Genomic DNA, 19,678 nt, shown 5'->3' on the forward strand with positions numbered 1-19,678 from the left:
GATCGAAATTACTCAATCTCAGTCCACTCAGCGCCCCTGACATTTCGGTATTTATCCGTCATCTCTGATGACTTATGTCCGAGCAATTTTTGCGCATAATCCCTCCCTTTCTCATCAGTGTAGAGTCGTGCCGCCAGGCTTCTGATTTCATGAAATGAGGGAGGTTTGCGTTCCCATGTTAATCCTGATATACGGCGCGCCTTCAAAAAAGCGGCAGATATCGTTTTTGCGGCAAATTGCTTGTATTTGGTGTTTGCGACAATATGCGCTATTCCGTTGTTTAATTTCCTGAACTGGTTCAGTACATCAGCAAGGCATAAATTGAGGCAGTCGATGCGGGTTGTCTGGGAAAACGCCAGCATCATGCCTGTTTTTGCTTGCTTGATGTAAAGCCGTCCGTCTTTTAAATCCTCCCAGCATAGCGCCTGTATATCGCCGAGGCGTTGACCTGTCACCAAAGCAAGGTCAAGGCAGGGCCCGACCCAGGCGGGTAATCTATCCGCTGCCTTGCGGATGACTTTCCACGCATCCAGGGTTATGCGCCCCCGTTGAATATTTATACGTTGGTTTCGGGTGGCTTCGGCAGGATTGCTTTTGAGTAGCCCCTCAGCAATCGCTTCACGAAACAGGTCACGTAACAACGCCCTGATGCAGTTCGCCATTGTCACTTTTCCTTCTTTTACCCACTGATGAAGGAACGAGGCAATGTCTTTGGTTTCTACCTGCTGAATAGCGAATTCACCTAAGTGGGCATTGACTGCTTTCAGGTATTTATTGTACTCGCTCATCGTTTTCGGCTTGAGTTTCCGTCCTTCGAGTATCCTCAGATAACGTTCAGTCCATTCGCTAACTGTAGTCACCTGTGTGTCGTTGATGCGGTCAACGAGCGGTGATGGTTTTGATGAGCCATAAATCGCCATATTAGCGGCGATGGCTTGCGTAATGGCCCCCTGTCGATGGCGGCCCAGGCCATACTCTTTTCCGGTGCGCGGGTCACGGTAGCAAAAATAGCCGCCATTGCGCGGTTGCAGGTTTGGCGGCAAATCGCGGTTCTTATGGCTTCTCCGGCGTGCCATGTCTTATCCTCGATAACAGGGTGGGGTGAAGGGCGCTGGATGGGCCAATGTTTTTGTTCTGGGTGAGCTTGCAGGCGTTTTCCTCAACCAGATATTCGCGCCCATCTCGTATCGGTGCGGGAAAAATCATTCCGCTCCTGACCAATCGCCTGACGGTTTCCATGCAGCGCGGACGGGGTTGCCGGCGATTCCACTCGGATAAGGTGATGTATGCCATCATTGACCTCTGCTAAAATCAAGCCGCTGCGCCATTTGTCATGACGGTGAGCGGGTGGGGGAATGACCAATCGAAGAAATGCGGTAGTGAACGTTGCACACAGGGTGTGCAGTGATGAAGGTGATTTCAGACTGCCATGTCACAGCCTTGATTAACGGGCTGGAACAGGTCGTAGAGGCTTGTCAGTCAGTTCGAGGATATCGATAACCTTTCGGTATCCGTTTCTCAACCATTGAACCCATTTATCCAGGTGGGTTTCTTGCGGGTGATAGCTCCCCATGAGGGCAGCATGACCCGCGAATGCATAATGCATGGGGTGCTCCTGTTTTTATATTGTGATTTGGGTATCGTATTTTGCATGGCTCATGGTTTGCCAACTCAGGCCGTTATCTTTGGATAACATGCGCCAGTAGAGGGAGAGTCGTATTGATAAATAACCGGTTCGTCGTAGGCGTCTTGCATGGATAAGTCCTTCACGGTATAAGCGCTTAAATAACTTCTCCCGCTCTCTTATCCTGTTAGGTATTTTAGGTTTCATAATTTTTCCTTATGCAGCCTGAATATATTTGTCGTGGGTAAATTCACCGTTCCAGCCTTTCTTCATCGGAAGCTCGTTTTTCAGATAGTGGCGATACAGCCATTTGGCACCTTCTTTTAAAAGAATGACTTCATAAAATTGTTTCTTGCCTTTTTCGGTGTTAACGGTGACCGTTTTCTCGGTAAAGTATTTATCTCGCGCATACGCCTTTACACGCCATTCATAGGGCTTGTTTTCTTCTTGCTGTGCGTCGTAAAGAAAATTACGCTCTGCCAAGAACAGATTTACTCCCATAATATTCACACCGTTAAGTTGCTTGCAGAACTTGACTGGCGTCATGCCGACCTGGAACAGGTTTTCCAGGCTGTCCACGGTTTGCTTAAGTTCTTCCACCTGTTCGGTATAGTTCAGCAGCATTCCGCGCAGCCATGTCGGGTCATTGAGTTGCGGTAGGGCAACAGCAGCCTTGGCTTGTTTCTCGCACTGGATGAAGTACTGGCGCGCCTCTTTGCCTTTCTCGTTGCGCTCGACCATCGAAAGCTCTTTCGCCATATCGATGCTTATAGCGTATTCCTTGACCGGGCGGCCTCCGTTGGGGTTTTCGCCAGAATTGGCGAAAACTACATAGTCAATATTTTCGACAAATCCGTACTGCTTGATGCGGTCTTTAATCCAGTTGGAGAAATCCTTGCCGACCTTCAGGAACTCGTGAAGGTCACGGGCGTTAACCGTCTGGACGGCTTCGCCATTGATGCTATTGGTTTCGATGGCAATCAGTTGATGTTCTTTAGACATAGTAAGGTCCTCACAAGTCAATGTGATTAATGAAACCCCGGTACGATACCGGGGCGGGATTAGTGATTAGTGGCGTTGAAGGAACTGGCTAACGTTCGCCTGTTGCCATTTTTCGAGCGCGTGGGTCATCACGCCGTAATGCTGCTGCGTGCTCTCTTCAAGCATGTGCTGCATCTCGCCCAGTACGATAGCCTCATCCTCGCGATGACGCAGAACACGGCGTATCGTCTCCTTCTCTGCGTCGAAGATGGCACCCTTGAGCGTGTTGGTAATGCTGTAGATACGGCGGCACTCTTCGGCCAGCAGGGGGAGTTGCCGGATTTCGAAGTGCTGAGGGGAGGTAACGCCCGTTACGCGGCGCAGGGCATACCAGATGGCGTTACTCCATGCCCGGTCAAAATGAAAGCCGTTGCTCATGCTCCAAACGAGGCGGGTGAGGCTGTCAACGTCATCATTACTGAATAGTTCGGCGGCCTGTGGTTTGTATTTCGGTATTGAGCCAAGCTCTGCCTCCATGCGGTTAAACTCCACGATGTAAGCTTCCTTGAACGCTGCGGCCTTCTTGCCAGTGAAGCCCATGACGAGGAAGACGAAGCCGTCTTTGGTCATCTCAAACATCGGGCGTTTTTCGCCTTTTGGATCAGTATAATCAACCGCCTCAAAATTGAGGGCGTTAAATTTGGGGGAGCATTCAAGGTTATCTATGGCCCGTAAAACGTTATCGTGGCGCTTAGTGAAATAATCGGCAACGTCCTTGGATGTAGTAACAGCTTTACCGTTATGGATCGTGACTTTGGGTGTAGCAAGGGCTTGTTGAAGTGTCATGATGACCTCCGATGGTTTCTTTGTGTTATCACCACCAGAGTTGTCACGCTCGTAGGTGGTGAACTGAACGGGGGTGACAATACCGGAGAAACCGCCCGGCCAGTCTTTCGACTGCCCCATCCAGCCCACCATAGAGGTGTAGCTTTCAGGCAACAAAAAACACGCTCGCGGCGTGTCGTTGTCGCGGTTTCATCATCGGGTTGTCACGCCCGGCACCTGAATTTGCAGATGCAGCTTGACTATAGCGCATGGGTTCTCCTTGCGTCAATATGTTGGTTTATGCTGCTACACCGTTCATCATGACTCCTAAGAGCCTTGGAAACAGACTGTCGTAGAAATGGGGCTGCGTCTGGCGAGGATTGGCTGGGTCAGTGAGATTCTTGCCAAATTGCAAGCCTTTCTCTGTTAGCGACCAGAACAGCTTCTCTTTGTCGGGATGCTTGCTGCTGGGACGTGACTTTCGCTCAGTGAGTCCGAGCAATTGCAGGCGCTTGAAACCAAACTGCCAATGAACCGCGCTGCCTGAGAGCATTGTTGTAGACGGACCCGTTGGTTATTTTAAACTTTTTTTGCCATGGTAACCTTATGTTGAAACGGATGCAGCTATCATACCCCCCCAATCCAATAAAAAATCGATTTATTCAGCAAAGCCACTTCGGAGTTGGATCCGATCCTGATTAATTAGGAGTATATGTTATGGGTATGAAAAATGAAGTTTCCATATGTGATTTTCTGTCAAGCACAAAAGATAAAATTCCTCCAATAAAAACAAAAAAATACTTAAAAGATGCAGATATCTTTGAAGAAAATGATATTTTATATGGTCAATACACGGCTAAAAAAGGTGATAAAAATTGCTTTAATATTATACACGAGCTATTAAGAAACCCCAGATCATTAAAAGATAACCACATATGTATAGCAAACAATATAAATTACAATGAAAATGAAATAGTTAAAATAACATTTAATCAATTTCAACCTGAGATTTCTTTGTGCAACCCAAAAACCAACATAGGAAAAACAGTTTTAGAAAAAGATGATGGGATGAAAAATTTAAAAAAAATAATCCCTGTTGTGTTTTTTTTATTTAGCCACATAGGTGCTGAAGCTGCTATAAAAATCGGTAATGCTATGAATGTAGACAAATTACTTGAGTTTGCAAAAACAGCTTACAAACTAAGATATTATAAATTTAATAGACATGTAGATTATAAAAAAATCTGCGAGGAGACACTTAAAATATTAAAATTAGATAAAGATGATTTTGATATATCTTTTCATTCAATAAAGCAAGAAATAATCGATGTGATTTTTGATGAGAATAATAGTTTTTTTGATAAAAGTATCTCACATTCTGAAAAAAGATTAAATATTAGTCTCGCAGATGCTGAACTCTTAATATATCACAAAGACTTTTCCATAGATCTTGAATCATTGATTCAACTTTTAGATGAATACATGGGACAAAATAATTATATTTTTTCTGAAATAAAATCAATAAAAAAAAATTCCCTGCAGTATATGTTAGAATGTAAAGATGTGATAACCGCAGGGTTCTCTCAACTTGCAGGAAAGATTGAAAAATTACATTTTGCATTAAAATCATTAGATAATAATTCTCCTTTTAATAGTTATATTAACAACTACTTTTCTCAAATTGTAGAACCGAACCGTTTAACTAAATCAGTTATTTTTTTTAAGGCTGTTGTCAGTAAAATAAATAAAAGCATTAAAGAAATCATGGAGAATGCATTCGAGAATATTTATATCGCATCGACAAAACAAGTAGAAAAAAAATCTGAAGAAGGGAGTTATTTTTTTTCTGCTTTACTGAAAGATATGAGCAGCTTTGAAAGTGTTACCCATATAGAGAAATTTGTACAGTTACCCTATGCTTTTAACTGCTTTGCGGAGAAAAAGAAGAAATCAATAGTTTTTTGTGCTGATAGCATATTTAGTCGAAATCCTTATAATTCAACTGTAAATACCAGAAAAACGTCGATTAATGTGGAAAATATGATAATTCATGAACTTACTCATTATGTTGAAGATACTATAGATTTTTTCTATCATGATAAACAGAAGGATGCTTTTCCTGATTTAGAAGAAGCCATAAAAGAGTTGTCAGATTTTATAAATTTAGGGGAAATTACAAACGAGGATGAACACAAATATATCGACTTGTCATTACTTAAAATAACACACCCAGAATTCATCTCACTTGGTAAATACCTAAAAATTATATGTGATAAAAACAACATAGCTTTTAATCTTTTTAATGTTAAGAATATTTCCAAGAGCAAAGCTTTTATGGATCAAGTAAGACTGTTGAATGCCGACAGTCTAACACTTTATATTATGGATATTACAAAGTATGTCATCGATAACTTGTCTTCTGATTTATCCATGCAGTGATTGGCAGTGAAATAAGCTTTATTAAATAAAAGTGAATGATGCTGTTATGACAAGCCTGTTTTGGATTAAAATGCTGATCGCTCCGGGATGCATCACCACGCTCTGGATGTAACAGACTGATTTTACATCAAGGGAATTTGCAGCTTTATGGCTGCACCTCATAATATCTATTTATTCAACAACGCCCAGCGCCGGGCTAACTTGCAAAATTTTGCAGATTGACGGTCAGATCGCTTACACTTGACTTAACACAGGAGGATTTCCCCATGGGCCAAGTCGCATTTGATACATTGCAGGCGTCAGAAGAGCTTGAAACTGCTGGCATTTCGAGAGAGCAGGCCAAAGCAATTTCTCTCGTGGTACGCAAGTCTCATGAAGTAGCGGATGTCGCTACCAAGGCAGATATTGCCGAAGTAAACCGAAATGTCGCCGATGTCCGTAAGGACCTATCCGCAGAGATAGCCAATGTCCGTAAGGACCTGTCCGCAGAGATAGCCAATGTCCGTAAGGACCTGTCCGCAGAGATAGCCAATGTCCGTAAGGACCTGTCCGCAGAGATAGCCAATGTCCGTAAGGACCTGTCCGCAGAGATAGCCGATGTCCGTAAGGATCTGTCCGCAGATATAGCCTTGCTTCGTAAGGATGTTGAACACACTGCAAATGGACTATTGATAAAACTGAGTGCGGTGATGCTCGCTATAGCTGGTCTGGCATCGACTATTGTCACTGTGGTCATTAAGCTGCTTTGATATTTTAGCAACATGCCTCCCGCGTCAGCTGGCTCACCTGTTTGCGCAGCCGCCCGACGACGTGAAGGTACTCATGCCGCCACTTTGGCTAAGTTTCTAATAACTTCAAATTCTCTTTCAAGTTCAGCCAGGAACTGCGTTAACGCCTCCTCTATTGCAGCAACTAGTTTATCGTCCTGATGAATCCTCAACTGGTAATAGGCAAGGTCTGGCGGTAGTCTGTCGTCATAGCTGACAAAATCACACCATTTTCTGCCCGTACACATCATTTGGCCGTGCATTTGGAGTAGGTATTGGTTTTTCGGCTTACCGGTCTTGATGGTCTCTAAATGCGTCCATGTGTTGGGGCATTTTATTTCTATCAGGCCATCATTTCCGACCAAGCCATCAGGCGATGCACCAAATCCTACGATACCTGGATGGGGAATAAATCCCACTTCCGTAACTTCTGCGTCAAATTGGTTAAGCAGGTACATTTCACGCGCTATCGGCTCAAGGTCTGTTCCGCGTTGCATGGCTGCATTGGCGAATCCGCTCTCTAACTTCCCGGTCAGGCGCTGGCATATAAGCTCTGCCATGTAGTTCTGACGGCTGGCAGAATAGCCCGATTTGGTTTTAGCCATTACGTCAGACAGGCGACTGGCGGTCACATTGCCACATCGGGCGGCGAACCACTCATCAGTTCTCTGTTCCATGCTCCACCTCTCTGTATTCTGCTTCGAGTGGGGCGGTGTTCTTGATGCGCTCCTTCTCTGCATTGCCGATAATCTGGCGCTCTTCGTGGGTCAGGTTTTTCCATGTTTTAGCGAAGACTTCCATGCTAATCTGAGCCGCCTCTTCGCACCTGGCAATGAGTGCAGGGCGGCGCTCGTCCGTCTCTTGTCCAGCAACAACACTTGCTGGCGTGCTTTCTATAATCCGCTCCGCCTCGTCACTGTCGTAAATGCCCGCGAAGCCAAATGCCATGCGTGCACACTGAATAAGTGACTTGTGGCGCAGCATGCGGGTGGGGTGTGATTGCCACGGCTGGGTATTGCGCTTACACTCGCCCATGTATTCGGTGACTAGAGTGGGGTGTTTGCGATCTTTACGGTAAATCCTGCAAGTCGATGCGCCCTCGTCCTTATCGTAGCTGAATTCCATGCCATCGAATTGCGGATGTTCGTTAATGATGCGCGCCCATCCATCGACCCCCACAACCGGAACAATGCCGCCCTTGTCAGGAAAGGCATAAATTTCTTTTGTCCACGGGTTGAGTCCGTACTGGTTGGCAACAATAAGCAGGGCGGTAAATTGCTCGTCGGTTACGCTACCGCCCTTGAATGCCGTATTCTTGAGCGTGCTCATTAATTCGGTGCCGGGTGCCATGCCAAGGCGTTCAGCCAGTTTTCCAGCCATGGTTGCTAATGCCGTGCTCATGCTGCATCCTCCGTGCTGTTCTGCCTGTGATAAATCCAAAAAGCCATTTCCACTTTCACCCGGTGGAAAATGGCGTCGAATACTCGCTGACTCTCGGCTTCCTGATAATCAACGTCGCTATCTTCCATGTACTCACAGGCTAGCGATGTGTAAGCATCAGGCCAGTGCTTTCTGAGCGGTTCACGAAAGCTTTCGATAGACTTCTCCGCCAATTGCTCAGCCTCTGCGTAACAGTCCTCTGTTATTTCAGGCGGCATTTCTTCCATGATTTTGCGAATGGCGTGTATCTTTGATGGATTAAGCATTGGGGTTCCCCTTCTGATTAACCGTTGCAATAAGCTGCTCGAATAACCGTTGCAGCCAGCTTTTGTTTTTGAAGCTCTGGCCCGTGACGATATTTGAGCGGTGATGTTCGATTGACCGAATCGGGTCAAATTTAATTTCAGGACGCACGGTGGGTGCGCCCGCGATAGCAAGTTCCATCGTGGTTTTCCTTGATTTGGATTGATGTATAATTTTACCGATGAATATCGGCGCGGGTATAAAGAGATAGTTCAGTGTTATCTATTATCAGTGTGATGTTGATTGCGGCGATAAGCGGATGATGGGAATGCTGGAAGTGTTTCAGTCATAGATACCCGTTAATTTTTTCACCTGCTTTTTGAGCCACTTATTTTCTTCCGTTAGATAGGCAAGGGTTAACTTATATTCCTTTGTTTCACTGTCATCCCCGGGGAGAATTTGAGTGTTCATCAAATAATGAGGATGGTTAATATTATTACTACCTGCTTTGTTGAATAAATAGATTTTATGCTGGCAGCCCAGTGAAACGACTGATCCCAGCAACGTAAAATCGGCTTTGTTAAATAATAGGGAATGATGCTGTTCTGACACACCTGTTTTGGACGAAAATGCTGCTCACCCCGGGATGCACCACCAAGCCCTGGGTGTAACATACTGATTTTACGTTAAGGAAATCCGCAGCCTTTATGGCTGTGCAGCATAATACCTATTTATTCAACAACGCCATTACTACCGTAAGTGATAACGCCCCTTTCCCTGTGATCAGGTTGATTGAAGGTCGTGATATGAGGTTTATTAAGTTGCATCATTCAATTTTCCGTTGGCTATCAAAATATTTTCGTCAATGAGCTTTTGCATGGTGGCTCCTGTGGTGGTGTTTGAAATAACGCCATATTCTCCAAGCAGCACGACCCAACCTCAAATTCAATGAACCAGCCGTGATGTATACGTCTGCTTTGCTCTGGCGGTAATGCCATACTCCGTTTTCGGCTTGCTGTACCAGATACGATGGGTAAGACGCTTAACCCTGTCGTACATTTTGGCGAAATGGTTAATTTGCTCTCTGAACCTGGCCAGTAAGTTGAAATTAACTCGTGGCGCACGTTTGCGCTTGAAGGCCAATTCAATGCGGGTAAGTGCTTTGCGTTTTACTGGCTTCTGCCCCAATACCTTATCAATACGTGATGTCACCAGTTCACGGCGGATAGCTTCTGCCTTGCGTCTGGCATGACGGCGAATAGCGGCGTTGGTTTTGCTAACAGGATTAACGGATTTACGGTAAATGATAGTAGCCATGCTCCCCTCCAACAGATGGTTTTGGTGGTGTGGTGAGCCAGTGGTGGCCCTGGTGTTGGCTATAATTTTTATTCAGCCCACCACATCCCAAAAACATCTGGGCAAAGGTTCGGCACGTTGTCGGTGCCTTTCGTAGAGCGCAAGGCTCGTTTTGAAAGAGCATGTATTTGAAATTTACCCAACCGCCGTCATGTTCGTGTGCCTCGGGCTGGCTACTTACGCTCAGGCAATCGGCGGGTAACTCGAGGTCTTGCCTGCCGGGGTATTGCCGTTGCGGGTTGGTGGTCCACCGTCTGGCTGAAGGCTGTCTGGTGGGGTGATGGAATAGAGTTTATATATCAAAACAATTTCTGTCAAATTAAAGTTTTGTTTTTTAAACTAATGGGCGGTGTGCTTTTGCGAGTTAAATTATAACCCAATGATTATTGGGTTATAATTTATTCATTAACAGGGAGGGGTTAGACGAGATCCATTTGAGTTCGAATAGCGACGCCGATGATGGTATCTAATGTATTTATTTGAATTGGCTTGTAATTATGGTTTAGTGAGTTTAGGTATAAATTCGGGCCGTCAATTGTCAATTTTTTTACTATGGTTGAATCTGTTTCTGGAAGGTACGCAGCAACAATAAGTCCGCTTGCTATTTTATATTCAGGGTCAATGAGCAAAATTGATCCCTCAGGAAGAGAAGGCCCTGAACCAGATGTGTTCAGCATTGAATCCCCTTCAACTTGAATGGCGAAGGAAAAACGCGGAGCTTTTCCAGAGGTTTCTACCCATAACTTAATGTTATTTAAGTTATTATCCATAATAACATCTCTCCATTTTACAGCTTGTTGGAGGGATATTAAGGGAATTTTCCAGGTATCAGTAATTATAACATTGTCGATTTTTCCGCCTTCAAGTAACCATTTTTCACTGACTTTCAATATTCTTGCCAAGGCTGTTACATACCTTGCGGAGGGTTCGTTTCCACCGTTAATCCATTGACTAACCGAACCTTTGGAGGCTCTAGTTGCTTGAGCTAGATCCTTGCTTTTGAGGTTTAATTCCCGCATTCGTTGATTGATGCGTTCGGAGAGTGTTGTTTTTTTCATGTTCGTATTATCAAACAAGATATGTTTTGTTTATTGATCTTTTTTGTTTTGTTATTTAAACTAAATATGTAAAACATGATGCATAGGAAAAGTTATGTTTAAAAAACAAGTAATTGATTACTTCGGGGGCACAACCGCCACAGCCACAGCTCTAAAGGTTTCTAAGTCTACAGTCAGTCTATGGGAAGCAATAATCCCTTGGAAATACGCGCTTCTGATTGAAAAATTAACGAAAACAAAACTTAAGTTTGAACCCAGTTTGTATACGGAAAATGTGGACACTGTATTTGGGGGGAATGTAAATCATAGCCAACTTAAAACCAGTGGCCTGAATTACACATAGCCTAACCAGCAGCACCGCTCTTCACAACGGACACTCGTCCTACGGAAGTCACCGACAACGTGGCGAACTCAACATCCTACAGTAACACATTCACTGTGACTGGCTCACGGCTTCGTCACGTCTGTTGATCACCAAAATACAGGTGCCGTGTATCCACATGCGCATTTAATTACTTATTTGTTTCTAGAAGGAGATTATCACACATGAACCACGCAACACAAAGCAAGAAAGCCGCTCACATCGAGTCGGCATTACTCAACAAGTTAGCCCTGATGGGACAGAAAGCCTTTGCCGCCGCCATGAACGTACCGGAGTACCAGGTCAGTCGCTGGAAGAGCGGCCTGTTTCGCCAGGTCAGCCTGATGCTGGCCGTGCTGAACTACGGCATTGCTGATGATGAAATGGCTGAGTTAGCCAAACGGCTGGCGGGGTATTTGACCAAAGAAAAAACCGGTAAGTGGGCAAACACTTTTCCGGCTTAGAAACGCAAATAACTCATTAATTTCAGGAGGAATTATGGCACGAAACAGCCAGAATCTCAAGCAGGAAGAGGAAAGAACGCACCCTGATTCACCTGATGGATTAGTTGTCGCTGCCGTTAATAACAGGCCGTTCGCTAAGCGGCTTATCGATGTTTTCAGACTGGCTAAATCGAGGGTGAAAAAAGATGGCCGCACCTAACCTAAAACTGGTTCACACCTCAGAAGAGGTTATGGAGCATCGCGTGGCGGATACAGATGATGGCTTCATGCGCATTGCCAACGAGCTTACAGACAGCATTTTAATGGCCGATTTAACCGCTCGGCAATTGAAGGTCATGCTCGCCGTTATGCGCAAGACCTACGGATTTAACAAAGCAATGGATCGTCTCACTAATACACAGATAGCAGCCATTACAGGCATTCACCATACGCATGTTTGCGCCGCAAAACGCCAGCTTATTGAGCGTAATTTTTTGGTCAGTGATGGGATGAAAATTGGCGTTAACAAAATCGTTTCTCAGTGGGTTAGCCAAGTCAGCAAACCATTAGCCAAACCAGCTAAAGAAACATTAGCCAAGTCAGCTAATAGCCATAAGCCAACTCAGCTAAACACAAAAGACATTATTCAAAAGACAATAAATACAAATACCCCCTTACCCCCTACGGGTGAAAGTGCGAAGGGTGAAAAACCATCCAAAAGAAAATCAAACCCAATCCAATACGACAACTACCTGAACGCCTACAACGAAGCCGTGGGTGACAGACTGCCTCACGCTGTTGAAGCCAACGACGAGCGAAAACGGAAACTTGCTGCTCTGGTTAAATCTCTGGCTACGCCAAACCTGTGCGGGAAAAATCATTCCGCTCCTGACCAATCGCCTGACGGTTTCCATGCAGCGCGGACGGGGTTGCCGGCGATTCCACTCGGATAAGGTGATGTATGCCATCATTGACCTCTGCTAAAATCAAGCCGCTGCGCCATTTGTCATGACGGTGAGCGGGTGGGGGAATGACCAATCGAAGAAATGCGGTAGTGAACGTTGCACACAGGGTGTGCAGTGATGAAGGTGATTTCAGGCGGTAACAGCCTTGATTAAGGTGCTGGTGCAGGTCGTGTCAGCGCCAATGATATAAGTCCCTAAATCACCATTTGATTTGTCCGCCCTTCTACAGCAGTAGACGCCATTGAAAGTGGGGTCGGTATTGCGTCTGAGTTCCCTGCTGATGGTCGAGCGAGGCATATCAAGCTCTCTGGCGATGGTAGCTTGGTTGACACCTTCACCACGTCGCTTTTCGATGTAGAACCGTTCTTTCTGAGTCAGATGTTTTCCCTGTATGCAACAGGCTCTCCAGTAAGGCCAGAACGCTCATTTTATCCGGGTCTGGCCAGTGTGCCACTTTGTTGCGTTTCGAGTGGGAATGGGGCAATAAATCCGATCATCAAAATAAATATTGGACATTTTTTCCGATAGTGCCGTTTTGCCTGGGCGGTTTATGCCGGGAATCCGTAGTGTGTGACTATCAAATAATTTATTTCGATAAGTCTTGACGATCTATGTGTGGTTGTGTATAATGCTCTCAAAGGGGTGTTTTGGGAAAGTTCGCACGACAGTATCATCGGCACGTTCATTGTGTGGGGGTATTATTTCTGATAGCCAATCAACGTATTGAAGGCTTTGTTGAATAAACATATTTTATGCTGCACCCCCGGTGAAACGACAGATCATCGCAACGCAAAATCATGCAGTTAGATAAAACTGTACACCTGATGTGACAAGCATTTTCAACCAAAAATTGCATGGAAAAACAGCATGATTCACTATTATTCAACAAAGCCCGTATTGAATACATGATCGTCTTAATGCGCCGTAAATACGTATATATGCCGTCACCAACGGTCGGGGCGTGTGTTTTTCTCTCTCGGTTATGCTGGGCATGGAACTGTTTTAATCTGTTTGTTACCGGCTCAGATAAATGAATATTAATTTTATTAAGGTTTGTCATGCGGCTTCGTTCACTTATTTTCGGTGTGACTGCGTTTTTTTGTTTTTTTCTGGCTGCAGATGCTGTCGCGGCAATGTACGTCTACCCGATGGTAGCCTCTCTTGATGACAAAAGCACCAGGCAACTGACGCTTGTATCAAAAGATGATGATGTGCAATTTGTTAAAGTGACGCTGAAACGAATAGAAAATCCCGGCACGCCGCAGGAGCGTGAAGTTGTCTCCGATATTGGCGGTGATACCGGCATTGCTGTGGTGCCCTCGAAAATTGCGCTGGCAGCCGGCAGTGAAAGGATTGTCCGAATTGTATCAATGTTACCACCAGAGAAAGAAACAACCTGGCGTATTTACTTTGAGTCTGTAGATAAAAACACCTTCTCTTCTGAGATTACCGGGAAATCATCAAATAAAGATATTTCCACCCGGGTGGGTGTCAATATAATCTGGGGTGTTTTATTGCATGTGCCGCCTCAGAATATAGTGGTCAGCATGAAATACCGTCCGGGCTCATCTGAAATCTTAAATGATGGTACGGTCAGATTGCAATTAAAGGAAATTGGCATCTGTGATAAGCAGGGGAACTGCAAATGGCAAAACAAAGTGAAAACAATTTATCCAGATATGCAGGTCATCCTTAAAGATTTTACGTTCAAACCAGGTGAGCAGTACAAGTTTAAATATACAGATGTTACAACCGGCAATGTGAAGGAGATAACGCCTGAGGCATTGCCATAGTACTTTTTAAGAACAGTTGATTTAAGGGTAACTGATGAAAAAAATTCTTTCATATTCACTGCTTTCTGCAGCCATTCTGACTTTCACATCCGCGCATGCTGTGACAAGAGACATCACCGTCACGGCATCGATTGATCCGACCGTGGATATCACGCTCTCTGACGGCACGGCTTTGCCGGACACCATTGCCATGTCGTATTTGCCGAGTCATGGGCTCAATTCCGTCTCAAGGAGTGTGAAGCTCTGGTCTAACTCAGCCACTGCTGACCTGACTATTGCCCTGGCAACAAGTTCACCATCACTGAGCGCACCGACGACGACCACCACCATCCCTCTTACGGTGACGCTGAACGGTATCGAGCTTAATACGGCGAGCTCGAAACTGGAGTTTGCCGAGTATTTCCCGAACGGGATTACTAACGGCTCAATCACAATCCCTCTGGTGATATCCCAGACAACCAAGGGTGTTGTCAGTACTGCGGGTGACTACAGCGGAACCGTCTCCCTGGTTCTGGCGCAGGCAACAAGCCAAGGCTCCTGATTTATTAATTCATACCTGGCGGCAACCCCGTCAGGTATCTTCTGTGCGGGTTTTATGTGAACCGATTTCCAGTCTGTAGTATTCTCTTTCCTTTTGCAGTCATCATTCCAGCGATATCTCATGCCACTATGCGTGTCCCGGCAGGGTTTGAAGAGTTGATTCAGGGTCAGGAATTTCAGTCAGAGGTTCAGGTATATGGTCAGTCTCTTGGCATGGCCCGTATCCGGGTGGACCTTGAAAATATAACCTTTCTTGAGCCTGATAAATTATCGCTGGCCATCGCGAAACTTTACGGCAATCCCTCCGGACTTGATTCCCTGCTGACAAAAAAACTTCATCTGCCATTGAGCAGGAATGGCCAGTTATCATGCAGTGCCCACCGGGGGCGTGTCGGCTGTGATTATCTCAAAACAGACAGCCTCGGTCTTATTTATGATGAAAACAATAATGTAGTCAGACTGTTTCTCAGCGACCGTTACACTCTTCACGAGCCTGAAGACAGTGGTTATTACCAGGCCACGCCAGCAGGCCGCAATGCACTTATTCACCAGCAGGCTCTAAATCTGGCCACGACGGGTCAGTATCAATCACTGACATTAAGAGGTAATGGCACTCTCGGGCTGGGAGAAACCAGCTATGCCAATGTGGACTGGAGCTGGCTGAGCCAGCGTTCTGGTCATTCCGGTACCCAGCAGGCGGAAGCCTCTAATGCGTATTTCAGGCAGGATTTTCTGAAACGCATCTATATCCAGGCCGGACTGATGAATTCTCAGGATATCTATACGAATGCGGGGGGGAATATAGCCCTGAATCAGTTGCCGATAGGGCGCATTCGCGGCTTTCGTATGGGGTCGACTCTGGCGTGGGCAAATAAAAGCAAAATGTCAGCAGGCACGCCTGTGAACCTGTTTTTACCCCGGGATGCGCGAGTGGATGCCTACCGGGATAATCAGTTGCTCAACACGTTCTACCTCAAAGCCGGCATGCAGTTACTCGATACCAGTATGTTACCGGCGGGCAGTTACACGCTGACCTTGCGTATTTATGAGAATAACCAGCTCGTACGAACGGAATCACAGCTTTATACCCGCCAGGAGATAGGGTGGGGGAACGGATTTCAGTGGTTCCTGCAGGCGGGTTCACCGGACAGTGAACGCTCCTCCATGACTACGGATGCTTCACATGAGCATTTTGTCATGCATGCCGGCGGTCGCCTCCCTCTGACAGACACGCTGGCGCTTACGGCCGGAACGGCTGTACTCAGTGAGTCTGAATATGCCGAAGCGGCAGCCGACTGGCTTCATGGATTTGACGCGGGGGGGCAGCTGAGCACGCGGGTCAGCTCGCTGCAAGGCAGCGATGGTTCCCGAGGGAATACCCAGCAGGTGAGTTACAACGATGGTTTCGCTCTCAGCTTTTACCGCACATCACGGACGGCGGATGACTGTAATGTCCAGCGCTCGCATATTTATGACTTCACGGGCTGCTACAAAAACACCAGCGTGATGTTGTCTGTTCCCGTAATGAGCTGGCAGGTCATTGTGGGTTATACCCTTAGCGATAATCAGGGGCGTTATGTTTACCGTCAGGACCTGGATGAAAACAGTGCTGAATATAATGCCGGTGCCCCCTGGGAACAGGTGTACCAGTCCCGCTCCCGTAGCGAGAACTGGCAGCTTGGTCTGAATCGCAGCTTTGCTGTCAATGGCCTCAATATAAACACGCGGCTGAGCGCTTATGTCAGAAATGTCAGCACCTACAGCAGCCCCGACAAAGGCGGGTATATCGGGGTATCAATATCCCGCAGTACGAAACTTTCAGGCGGAGCTCGCCGGACAACCAGCGCCGGCGTCAGCTGGCAGTCTGGACAGCCAAGTGGAAGTCAGCTTGGGTACAGTACATCAATGACCCAATATGGCGAAGATAACGGAAATGACCGCATAGGCGTGGCATTGTCAGGCGTCAATACTGATACGGTGAATGGCTCGGTCACCGGAAGTACCGGCAGTCAGTACGGTGATGGCACGCTGACGGTAAGTGATGCGTGGGACCGTTCAGGAAGCCGCCGGCATACCTTTGGCAGCAGCGGAGCCTACAACTCCTCCCTGGTGGTGGACCGGTCAGGCGTGGCGCTGGGGCGCTGGAGTAATGACGGCGCGGCCTCAGCCTTTGGTGTCTCCGTCGGGCAGAGTGATGGCGAGACCGGTTCCCGGGTCAGTATCTCCGGTCTCGGGCGTCGGACGGATATCACAAGCGGGCGGCGGGCAGTGTTTACGACGCAGGGATATCAGGAAAGCAGATTCAGTATCAATGAGTCGGGCGTCCCCTCTGACGGGGTGGCGGCTGAAATCACCCGGGGTACGGGCACGACCACGGCCTTTATGGCTCCCGGTAAAATACTTAATAAAGAGGTTACCGTGAGTCCGCGCTATATCTGGCTCGGCCGGTTGCTTGATGGTTCACGTCAGCCTCTTGAGGGCGCTATCCCCCTCAATGTGGCGTCATGGACGTCAGTCGGTGACGGCGGTTTTACCATGGAGACGGAGTCACGCATGGACCAGCTGTACGTTATGCGGGCAGACCGGTTCTGGGTGTGTGCACTGAAGGTGCGGAAAGTACGCGATGTCGTTCGCTATCTGGGTGCCACCACGTGCCAGCGCACAGATATGGCGCATCTGCCGTCAGCAGAGCGTCGTCAGGTTACCCTGATGACCGCCGGGTCAGAGCGTACAAACAGCCCGGTAGCAATGACAGACTAATACGTTTACACCAATAATCCAGACCGTGAGAGCCGATGAAAACAAACATTTATTGCTGGCTGACAGCCCTGTGCTGGCTGGTATCGCTGCCTGTGCTGGCTGACCTGCCGACAAGCAACACGACGACCGTGACGGAGACGATGGACACCAGTTCGCTGCCCGCCCCGCTGTATATCTGGAATAAGGTTATCGTTGGCAGCAGTACTGGGACGAACTCAACTAACGTAGGCATGGTCTGTAAAAGCAGCACGGACAGCACCAATGGAGCTTGTCCGACAGCCCTTTCTTGGACTGGCTTGGCCCCGGGCTTCATTACGCTGACGTTCACCCAGGACCGCACCGGGCAGACAAAGACCCTGACTGTGGCTGGAGTGCGTAATATTGGATCGGCCAATTCATTTAAACCTTGGACCGGGGTAAATTCTGGTGGTCTTTATGCGCCAATACTTACTTATAGTATCGCGCAGAGTGAGTTAAGCAGCCTGACTGACGGAGTCTGGCGCGCCACTTTGGTGATGGATTACTACAATTATTCTCCAGCTACGTATGTGGCCACCTGGACTGCCAGCATCACTCTGACTGTCACCTCAGAAAGTGCCCAGCAGGTGTATTTCCCGGCCTTTGCGTCCACAGATGCAACTGTTGACCTGGACGTTCGCGGGCTCTTATCGACAACCACAAGCGGTTCGGCCTCGCTGGATATGTGTCTGTATGACGGCGCGAATGCGGCAGGAAAAACGATAATCCTGTCGCTAAGTGATCAGGGGGCTTCACCTTCAGACCGTACCTCGGGTCTTTTCTCCGTCTACCGGACCGGAGGGAGTGCGGCGGATGCGGCAGACCGCATTGACTTTGCCATCACGGTAAAAAATCCGGTTACCCGCGCTGCGCAGACGGTGAAGAATGGCGAGTCCATCACCTGGACAGCACCGGATGGGGGGTTCACCGCACGACTGGTCACCCTGCCAGACTACACGACATCCACGTATTGTGTTCCGGCGCCGCTGACATTTACCACCCAGACTTTTAAGCCCTCAACTAAACACAGCGGCGATTATACCGGGACGGTGACGGTCACCTATACCCCAAGCACCAGCTGAAAAAACAGCGTTCACCCTGACGGGATGAATCCTTTTTGGGTCATGTATTCAATCCCCAATTCCCAAACGAAATGCAACAAAGTGTGTAGTGGCACACTGGTACTGGCCACCTGATCGGAGGTGATATGCTCACCTCACCAACACGACAGGTGACCTCATGGGTAAACATTTTACGGCGGAATTTAAGCTCGAAGCCGCAAAGCGGGTTGTCGACCACGGCTACATATACGTTAAGGCGGCGGGGTAACTGCTGGGATAATGCGCCAATGGAGCGGTTCTTGCGCCTCCTGAAGACAGAATGGGTGCCGACAAAGGGTTACAACAGCTTCAGCGAAGCCCATGACGCGATGATCCGCTACATCACGGGGTATTACAGCGCTATCTGGGCTCACTGGTATAACGGCGGCTTAACGCCAAACGACTCTGAGCGACGGTTCTACATACAGTCTAATGCGGTGGCCAGTATTAGTTGACCACTACACTATGCACCTCTAACTTACACATCAACGTGATGAAATGAAAATAAAAACAACCTTCCTGATTGCAATTCTCTCCGTTTTTTTTATCAAATTGCTCCGTTTATATGGCTACCCAGCAACCTGAAAAGAAGGATGTCAGTCTTTTTAAGAAAGGCACTCCGCGTAGCATTCTGCTTGGGGAATTTGGGTACCCAATTGCGCAGACTGAGCATGATGGGAAGAAGTGGGATATCTGGAAATTTACTCAAGGGTATGGTGGTGGGGCTAAAGCTGGGAGGGCTGTTGGACATGCCGCCGCCGATGTATTAACGCTTGGGCAGTGGGAGGTTGTCGGGACTCCAATAGAATCATCCGCAAATGGCAATCGTGTAGCTTATGAAATTGCTTATGACGAACACGGCAATGTATCTGACGTTATCCTGCTAACCGAGAAAAGCGGCAAATAACCCGGGGTTCCGGGTTATTTCTTATCCGAATAAATATGCTTCAGAGTATCACCGCAGA

Annotated in this window: 24 protein-coding genes and 4 pseudogenes; 12 read left to right on the plus strand and 16 right to left on the minus strand. The window is 47.2% G+C overall.

Annotation, left to right across the window (positions count from 1 at the left end):
- Positions 1 to 8: 8 nt before the first annotated feature.
- The 7 genes and pseudogenes from K6K13_RS02715 to K6K13_RS23690 all read right to left on the minus strand — a co-directional run.
- Complete coding sequence (locus tag K6K13_RS02715; protein WP_222159394.1) at positions 9 to 1,043, minus strand: tyrosine-type recombinase/integrase; 1,035 nt, start codon at positions 1,041 to 1,043, stop codon at positions 9 to 11.
- A 10-nt stretch (positions 1,044 to 1,053) separates the two neighbouring features.
- A complete protein-coding gene (locus tag K6K13_RS02720) occupies positions 1,054 to 1,296 on the minus strand; it encodes an excisionase (protein WP_350338148.1) in 243 nt (80 codons plus the stop codon).
- A 148-nt stretch (positions 1,297 to 1,444) separates the two neighbouring features.
- Positions 1,445 to 1,606, minus strand: a complete 162-nt coding sequence (locus K6K13_RS23800) for a protease FtsH-inhibitory lysogeny factor CIII (RefSeq protein WP_498072977.1) — start codon at positions 1,604 to 1,606, stop codon at positions 1,445 to 1,447.
- A gap of 15 nt (positions 1,607 to 1,621) precedes the next feature.
- On the minus strand, positions 1,622 to 1,831 hold the full coding sequence (locus K6K13_RS23685) for a ParE family toxin-like protein (RefSeq protein WP_434064592.1): 210 nt from the start codon (positions 1,829 to 1,831) through the stop codon (positions 1,622 to 1,624).
- A gap of 9 nt (positions 1,832 to 1,840) precedes the next feature.
- Positions 1,841 to 2,626: an antA/AntB antirepressor family protein gene (locus tag K6K13_RS23030; protein WP_252120398.1), complete on the minus strand. Its 786-nt coding sequence runs from the start codon at positions 2,624 to 2,626 to the stop codon at positions 1,841 to 1,843.
- Between the two features lie 66 nt (positions 2,627 to 2,692).
- The gene (locus K6K13_RS02730) at positions 2,693 to 3,571 is read right to left on the minus strand and encodes a Rha family phage regulatory protein (RefSeq protein WP_252120399.1); all 879 of its coding nucleotides are present in this window, start codon (positions 3,569 to 3,571) and stop codon (positions 2,693 to 2,695) included.
- Positions 3,572 to 3,927: 356 nt separating this feature from the next.
- Positions 3,928 to 4,038 (minus strand): annotated as a pseudogene (locus K6K13_RS23690) (IS5/IS1182 family transposase); the annotation flags it as partial.
- Between the two features lie 109 nt (positions 4,039 to 4,147).
- Here K6K13_RS23690 and K6K13_RS02735 point away from each other — a divergent pair.
- Positions 4,148 to 5,869, plus strand: a complete 1,722-nt coding sequence (locus tag K6K13_RS02735) for a hypothetical protein (RefSeq protein WP_222159452.1) — start codon at positions 4,148 to 4,150, stop codon at positions 5,867 to 5,869.
- A gap of 266 nt (positions 5,870 to 6,135) precedes the next feature.
- A complete protein-coding gene (locus K6K13_RS02740) occupies positions 6,136 to 6,618 on the plus strand; it encodes a CCDC90 family protein (protein WP_222159453.1) in 483 nt (160 codons plus the stop codon).
- Between the two features lie 71 nt (positions 6,619 to 6,689).
- On the opposite strand, the gene K6K13_RS02745 is transcribed toward K6K13_RS02740, so the two are convergent.
- The 7 genes from K6K13_RS02745 to K6K13_RS02775 all read right to left on the minus strand — a co-directional run bounded on the left by K6K13_RS02745 (position 6,690) and on the right by K6K13_RS02775 (position 10,733).
- Complete coding sequence (locus K6K13_RS02745) at positions 6,690 to 7,313, minus strand: lambda exonuclease family protein (RefSeq protein ID WP_222159454.1); 624 nt, start codon at positions 7,311 to 7,313, stop codon at positions 6,690 to 6,692.
- Positions 7,297 to 8,037, minus strand: a complete 741-nt coding sequence (bet, locus tag K6K13_RS02750) for a phage recombination protein Bet (protein WP_222159455.1) — start codon at positions 8,035 to 8,037, stop codon at positions 7,297 to 7,299. The genes K6K13_RS02745 and bet overlap by 17 nt, the downstream gene beginning before the upstream one ends.
- Positions 8,034 to 8,342 carry a hypothetical protein gene (locus tag K6K13_RS02755; RefSeq protein WP_222159456.1) on the minus strand — a complete coding sequence of 103 codons (309 nt, stop codon included), beginning with the start codon at positions 8,340 to 8,342 and terminating at the stop codon, positions 8,034 to 8,036. Before K6K13_RS02755 ends, bet begins: the two co-directional genes overlap by 4 nt.
- The gene (locus tag K6K13_RS02760; RefSeq protein ID WP_222159457.1) at positions 8,335 to 8,520 is read right to left on the minus strand and encodes a hypothetical protein; all 186 of its coding nucleotides are present in this window, start codon (positions 8,518 to 8,520) and stop codon (positions 8,335 to 8,337) included. The genes K6K13_RS02755 and K6K13_RS02760 overlap by 8 nt, the downstream gene beginning before the upstream one ends.
- 141 nt (positions 8,521 to 8,661) lie before the next feature.
- Positions 8,662 to 8,931 (minus strand): hypothetical protein, encoded by a 270-nt coding sequence (locus tag K6K13_RS02765; protein WP_222159458.1) that lies wholly within the window; start codon positions 8,929 to 8,931, stop codon positions 8,662 to 8,664.
- A 333-nt stretch (positions 8,932 to 9,264) separates the two neighbouring features.
- A complete protein-coding gene (locus K6K13_RS02770) occupies positions 9,265 to 9,636 on the minus strand; it encodes an antitermination protein (protein WP_252120400.1) in 372 nt (123 codons plus the stop codon).
- 458 nt (positions 9,637 to 10,094) lie between these two features.
- Positions 10,095 to 10,733, minus strand: a complete 639-nt coding sequence (locus K6K13_RS02775; protein ID WP_222159459.1) for a S24 family peptidase — start codon at positions 10,731 to 10,733, stop codon at positions 10,095 to 10,097.
- A 94-nt stretch (positions 10,734 to 10,827) separates the two neighbouring features.
- Between K6K13_RS02775 and K6K13_RS02780 the strand changes: the two genes are divergently transcribed.
- The 4 genes and pseudogenes from K6K13_RS02780 to K6K13_RS23505 form a co-directional block, all read left to right on the plus strand.
- Positions 10,828 to 11,076 (plus strand): Cro/CI family transcriptional regulator, encoded by a 249-nt coding sequence (locus K6K13_RS02780; RefSeq protein ID WP_222159460.1) that lies wholly within the window; start codon positions 10,828 to 10,830, stop codon positions 11,074 to 11,076.
- Positions 11,077 to 11,279: 203 nt separating this feature from the next.
- Positions 11,280 to 11,558 carry a CII family transcriptional regulator gene (locus K6K13_RS02785; RefSeq protein WP_222159461.1) on the plus strand — a complete coding sequence of 93 codons (279 nt, stop codon included), beginning with the start codon at positions 11,280 to 11,282 and terminating at the stop codon, positions 11,556 to 11,558.
- Positions 11,559 to 11,592: 34 nt separating this feature from the next.
- Complete coding sequence (locus K6K13_RS02790) at positions 11,593 to 11,757, plus strand: hypothetical protein (protein WP_222159462.1); 165 nt, start codon at positions 11,593 to 11,595, stop codon at positions 11,755 to 11,757.
- A pseudogene (locus K6K13_RS23505) lies at positions 11,744 to 12,409 on the plus strand (replication protein); the annotation flags it as partial. The gene K6K13_RS02790 and the pseudogene K6K13_RS23505, both read left to right, overlap by 14 nt.
- 33 nt (positions 12,410 to 12,442) lie before the next feature.
- Here K6K13_RS23505 and K6K13_RS23510 read toward each other — a convergent pair.
- Positions 12,443 to 12,508: pseudogene (locus K6K13_RS23510) on the minus strand (hypothetical protein); the annotation flags it as partial.
- Between the two features lie 123 nt (positions 12,509 to 12,631).
- Positions 12,632 to 12,895, minus strand: coding sequence for a helix-turn-helix domain-containing protein (locus K6K13_RS23515; RefSeq protein ID WP_222160937.1), 264 nt, complete (start codon positions 12,893 to 12,895; stop codon positions 12,632 to 12,634).
- Positions 12,896 to 13,560: 665 nt separating this feature from the next.
- On the opposite strand from K6K13_RS23515, the gene K6K13_RS02805 reads away from it, so the two are divergent.
- From K6K13_RS02805 to K6K13_RS02825, 6 genes and pseudogenes are all read left to right on the plus strand, one after another.
- Positions 13,561 to 14,295 carry a fimbrial protein gene (locus K6K13_RS02805; RefSeq protein WP_222159396.1) on the plus strand — a complete coding sequence of 245 codons (735 nt, stop codon included), beginning with the start codon at positions 13,561 to 13,563 and terminating at the stop codon, positions 14,293 to 14,295.
- A gap of 100 nt (positions 14,296 to 14,395) precedes the next feature.
- Entirely contained in the window at positions 14,396 to 14,836 is a 441-nt protein-coding gene (locus tag K6K13_RS02810) for a CS1 type fimbrial major subunit (protein ID WP_252120395.1), read from the plus strand.
- 128 nt (positions 14,837 to 14,964) lie between these two features.
- Positions 14,965 to 17,595: a TcfC E-set like domain-containing protein gene (locus tag K6K13_RS02815; protein WP_222159398.1), complete on the plus strand. Its 2,631-nt coding sequence runs from the start codon at positions 14,965 to 14,967 to the stop codon at positions 17,593 to 17,595.
- A 35-nt stretch (positions 17,596 to 17,630) separates the two neighbouring features.
- Complete coding sequence (locus K6K13_RS02820) at positions 17,631 to 18,695, plus strand: CblD like pilus biogenesis initiator family protein (RefSeq protein ID WP_222159463.1); 1,065 nt, start codon at positions 17,631 to 17,633, stop codon at positions 18,693 to 18,695.
- A gap of 227 nt (positions 18,696 to 18,922) precedes the next feature.
- A pseudogene (locus K6K13_RS23045) lies at positions 18,923 to 19,168 on the plus strand (IS3 family transposase); the annotation flags it as partial.
- A gap of 110 nt (positions 19,169 to 19,278) precedes the next feature.
- Positions 19,279 to 19,620 carry a hypothetical protein gene (locus K6K13_RS02825; RefSeq protein WP_222159464.1) on the plus strand — a complete coding sequence of 114 codons (342 nt, stop codon included), beginning with the start codon at positions 19,279 to 19,281 and terminating at the stop codon, positions 19,618 to 19,620.
- Positions 19,621 to 19,678: the final 58 nt, after the last annotated feature.

It is taken from the genome of Symbiopectobacterium purcellii, from assembly GCF_019797845.1.
Taxonomy (GTDB): domain Bacteria; phylum Pseudomonadota; class Gammaproteobacteria; order Enterobacterales; family Enterobacteriaceae; genus Symbiopectobacterium; species Symbiopectobacterium purcellii.